At 53.6% G+C, this 4,160-nt stretch carries 4 protein-coding genes; all 4 read right to left on the bottom strand.

Annotated features, from left to right (window positions below; translation table 11 throughout):
* Positions 1-221 (bottom strand): cysteine-rich VLP domain-containing protein (locus DW211_RS09940; protein ID WP_304999788.1); only part of this gene is annotated, 221 nt, incomplete at its 3' end.
* Positions 218-1,684 (bottom strand): MobQ family relaxase, encoded by a 1,467-nt coding sequence (mobQ, locus tag DW211_RS09935; RefSeq protein WP_021631986.1) that lies wholly within the window; start codon positions 1,682-1,684, stop codon positions 218-220. The genes DW211_RS09940 and mobQ, both read right to left, overlap by 4 nt.
* A complete protein-coding gene (locus DW211_RS10155; RefSeq protein ID WP_021631985.1) occupies positions 1,685-1,978 on the bottom strand; it encodes a DUF3847 domain-containing protein in 294 nt (97 codons plus the stop codon).
* A 300-nt stretch (positions 1,979-2,278) separates the two neighbouring features.
* The coding region (gene tet, locus DW211_RS09925; RefSeq protein ID WP_118260591.1) for a TetM/TetW/TetO/TetS family tetracycline resistance ribosomal protection protein at positions 2,279-4,160 on the bottom strand (1,882 nt) is incomplete at its 5' end.

The raw sequence follows: 4,160 nt of genomic DNA, 5'->3' as shown, positions 1-4,160 counted from the left end.
GTGTTCGGATAAAGTTGATAATCAAGGCCCTTGTCTGTTGGCAGGACGGCGGCGCGGAACCATTTACAGACCAGGGAATAGGTGATACTCTGGACGCAGACACAAGGCTCCCAGCCGTCATCAAGAGCAAGACAGTTGCCGCCGTCATAATTGCAGCAGTCATGCACCAGCCGCCGGACGGCTCGGTACTGCTGGTAGGTCAGTCGGGGAATGCCGTTCACCGCTCCACCTCCCGGCGTTTCTGCTGGGTCTGCTCCTGCTGGTGTATGGCAGCATCGGCGTTCCGCTTCACCTGTTGAAGCCGCCGCAAATCGTCTTGGATAGGCTTGTACTGCTCATACTCGGCTGTGTACTCCTGGTGAAGCCTCGCCTGTTCCTGTTCCCACGCATGAACGGGGATTTTACCAGCAGGGGAACGGTGCTTGTCCAGCTTCCGGCGGGCCATGTGGAACGTCCTCAACTCGTTCTCATGCTCCCTCTCGAATTTTTCCCGCTTGCCCTTCCACTTGATACCCTGCAACTCGTCATAGACGGGCTTGGTGTCTCGGTAGAGGTCAACAAGGCGAAGCAGTTCCTTCAATTCGTTCAGACGGTCACGCTTCGCTTTCATGGATGTGTTGATGGCCTCCGTTCGTTCACTCTGGGCGGCGATATGGGTCTCTAAATCTTCCAGCGTAGCGATGCCCCTCTCGGTCAGAAAATTGATGGCCTCGGCAAAACCTTTAAGATTTCCAATCCTGGCGTTGCGGCTCCATGCTCCGGCGTTCCGGCCCTCATAGTAGTCGGTCAGCAGGGCGGCAAGGGTCGGGGCCTGGGGCTTGCTCAATTCTTCTTTTATGGCCTTAATCCAATCCGTCAGGCCGGCGATTTTCTTCCGAATATCCCGCAGAATGTTGTTGGCCTTTTTTATCCAGCGGTTCAGATCGCCCTTGTCGGTGGGGATGCCCTTGGCCTCCATCTGGCGGACGGCCACGCCCTCATGGACGGTGGGCAGCAGGTCAAGGCCCTGACGCTCATAGGAGCGGTGGTCGATGCGGCAGGTCAGCCCCTTTTCCTCAAACTTGGCGTTCACCATAGCGGCCCACGCCTCCCGCCAATGTTCCAGTGTTTCCGGGCTTCCCCAGTCGGTAGTGGGAACAGCGTCAAAGAGGGGCTTGCCGTCCTCTCCCATAATGCGGTTCCCGTCCTCGTCCAGACGGTAGCGGCGGCGCTGCTTGCACCCCCATTTGCCGTCTGGCTCAATGGGCCGGATGGGGCAGAGAACATGAAAGTGCGGGTTAGGAATACCGCCGTCCTCCTTGTCCGGCTGGTGGATGGCAAAGTCGGCAATCATGCCCCGGCCCACAAGCTGCTCCGAAACAAATTGCCTTGCAAGAGCGATGTTTTCCTCCAATGAAAACTCGTTCTGCAAGGCAATGTCAAAGCTATATGCAAGCTGGGCTTTCTTGCCGCGCTCGGCCTTCTCCACGGCGTTCCAGAGGGTGGCGCGGTCTTGGTACTGGTTGGGGGCCTGGGGCGGCAGGAGAATGTCTGTGCAGACCACGCCGCCCTTGTGGGTGTAGTCGCTGACCTCGCCATAGTATTCGCTATACAATTTCTCCCCGGCTCGGTAGGCGGCGGACGTGACAACAGACTGTCCCGCGCTCCGTTTGACCTGGGTAACGTGGAGATGGAACAGGGCCAATTATCCGCTTTCCTGCTGGTCAGTGGCTTGGCTCACCAGGGCGGCAACTTCCGGCAGGGAAAAGACCTTTTCCATCAAAAGAAAAAAGGCCCTTTCGCTCATGCCGCGCACCTCCGGGGCGATACTCTCCACCGCTCCGCCACGGGTGATAAGTCGGTGGTTTCGCTTCTTCCTTTCGCCTTGGGTGTAGTAGCGGATGCGGTTCTCATACCGCTGGCCTCTGTGCTGGTACTGCTCCAACTTAGCGGTGGCCTCAGCATACTCTTTCTCTAATTCTTCGCGTGACTTGTCCATCGTGTTTGACCTCCTTCTTGGCAAAACAAAAGACCGTCTACCTGCTGTGTCGGGTAAACGGTCAAGGGTAACGGTATTCGGTTTTAGCCTCGCTGGAAAGGTGCAGACGCAGAGCGGATGTACCTTTCCAGCGAGGGCGCAGGGATAGCCGCAAAGCGGCGCAAGGGGCGCAGCCCCTTGTACGGAGCGGAGCGACGCAAACGGCCCGGACTTTCGGAAGTCCGGGCCGTAGCCTCGCAGAGCGCACGATACATGGTCGCAGACCATGTATAGAAGTGCGCCCTTTGTTCCAAAGGGATTTTATAAGTCCATCATTGATGGGAGAATTTTGTTGAACATATGGCGCACCTTATCAATCCGGGTGTTTGGGCGGCGTGGCTGAAAAACTGGTTCGCCGCTGGCGATTTGATACCCCTTCAATTCTGTTAAACAAACGCTTCTCCCGTTTGTATAAAAGGTGAGGTCATTGCGGTACTCTTGCACACAGCGGGCAGGGATTTCGCCAGTAATAATCACCTCGCTGTTTTTAACCTGGGTCGTTTCAATACTCGCGCAATATTTTGGTGCGTCATGATAAGCTCTGGAGAGATATTCCTGCGGCGCATAGAGTGTAAAAGAAAGATATGGTTCCAATAGCTGCGTCCCCGCCTTTTTCAACACCTGCTCCAATACAATAGGTGCCAATGACCGAAAGTCTGCGGGAGTGCTGACCGGACTATAATAAAGCCCATACTCAAAACAGATTTTACAGTCCGTTACCTTCCATCCATACACGCCTTGTTCCAGACCGTAGCGGATACCATCCAATACAGCGTTTTGAAAACTCTGATTCAAGTATCCAACGGAAACTTTGCTCTCATACTGCACTCCGGTGCCAAGGGGGAGAGGGGTGACGGACAGCCCGATGGACGCCCAGAATGGATTGGGCGGCACTTCGATATGAATGGTGTGACTTACCGCTTTCAATGGCCTCTCCATATAGATGACGGTAGGTTCTTTTGCAGTTGTGTTGAGCTGATATTTTTCCACCAGAAGATCAGAGATAATTTCCAATTGTACCCGGCCCAAAAAGGAGAGAATGATCTCATGGGTCACAGCGTCTACTTCATAGCGCAGAAGCGGGTCGGTATCCGCAATTTCTGTCAAGGCGTTTAACAAGCGTTCCCTCTGTTCTGGTTTCTCTGGTGCAATTGCTGTCCGCAGCAAAGGGAGAGGATTGTCGCTCCACGTTTCACGGGGCAGCAGCAGTTTGTTTCCCAGCACATCATTCAGCCGCAAACTGTCGCAGGGTACAATGACGATCTCGCCCGCATGGGCAATCTCTGTTCGGACAATCTCACCCTTTGAGGGGATACGCATTTCCGTAATTTTCAGTTTTTCTTTCCCTGCCAAGGCTACGGAATCCCGCAAATGAAGCGTACCGCTATACAACCGCAGATAGGCAAGGCGTTGGCTCTGGTTTGCGTACTCAACTTTGAACACAGTTCCGCACAATTCAGAGCTGTTCTGCCCGGTGGGTGATTGGAATGTATCTGTGACCGCTTCAATGAGTTGTCGGATTCCCAAGTTTACCTTGGCACTGCCATGATAGACCGGAAACAGAGAGACGCTTTGGATTCTCCTGTTTTCCTCCCGCAGAAGTTCTTCTTTGTCCATTGGTTCTCCGGCAATATATTTCTCCAACAATTCATCACAGTCCGCAATCACGGTATCCCAATTCTCCAGCCCCATGTTTTCCATGATGGATATATCCGGGGAAAGCTGCACGTTCTGCTTAATAATCATATTTGCGGAGAGCTTATCTCGGATAGACTGATACACACCTGGCAGGTCAATCCCGTCCTGGTCGATTTTGTTAATAAAGATAACAGTTGGGATTTTCATTACTTGCAGAGCATGAAACAGAATACGGGTCTGCGCCTGAACGCCGTCTTTTGCAGAAACAACCAAAATCGCTCCGTCAAGAATGGCAAGGGAGCGATAGACCTCCGCTAAGAAATCCATATGCCCAGGAGTATCCACAATGTTGACCTTACAATCGTGCCACTGAAAGGAAGTGACCGCCGTTTGAATGGTGATTCCACGCTGCCGCTCTAAAAACATGGTGTCCGTTCTCGTTGTTCCCTGATCCACACTGCCGGGCGCCTCGATTGCTCCGCTGGTATATAACAGGCTCTCCGTC

The organism is Collinsella sp. AM18-10, from assembly GCF_003471585.1.
Classification (GTDB): Bacteria; Actinomycetota; Coriobacteriia; order Coriobacteriales; family Coriobacteriaceae; genus Collinsella.
The sequence above is the reverse complement of the archived record's forward strand: the minus strand, read 5'-3'. Positions and strand labels throughout refer to the sequence as shown.

Coding starts and splice junctions, on each gene's coding strand:
- DW211_RS10155 (WP_021631985.1), bottom strand. CDS start 1,978: ATGGACAAGTCACGCGAAGAATTAGAGAAAGAGTATGCTGAGGCCACC.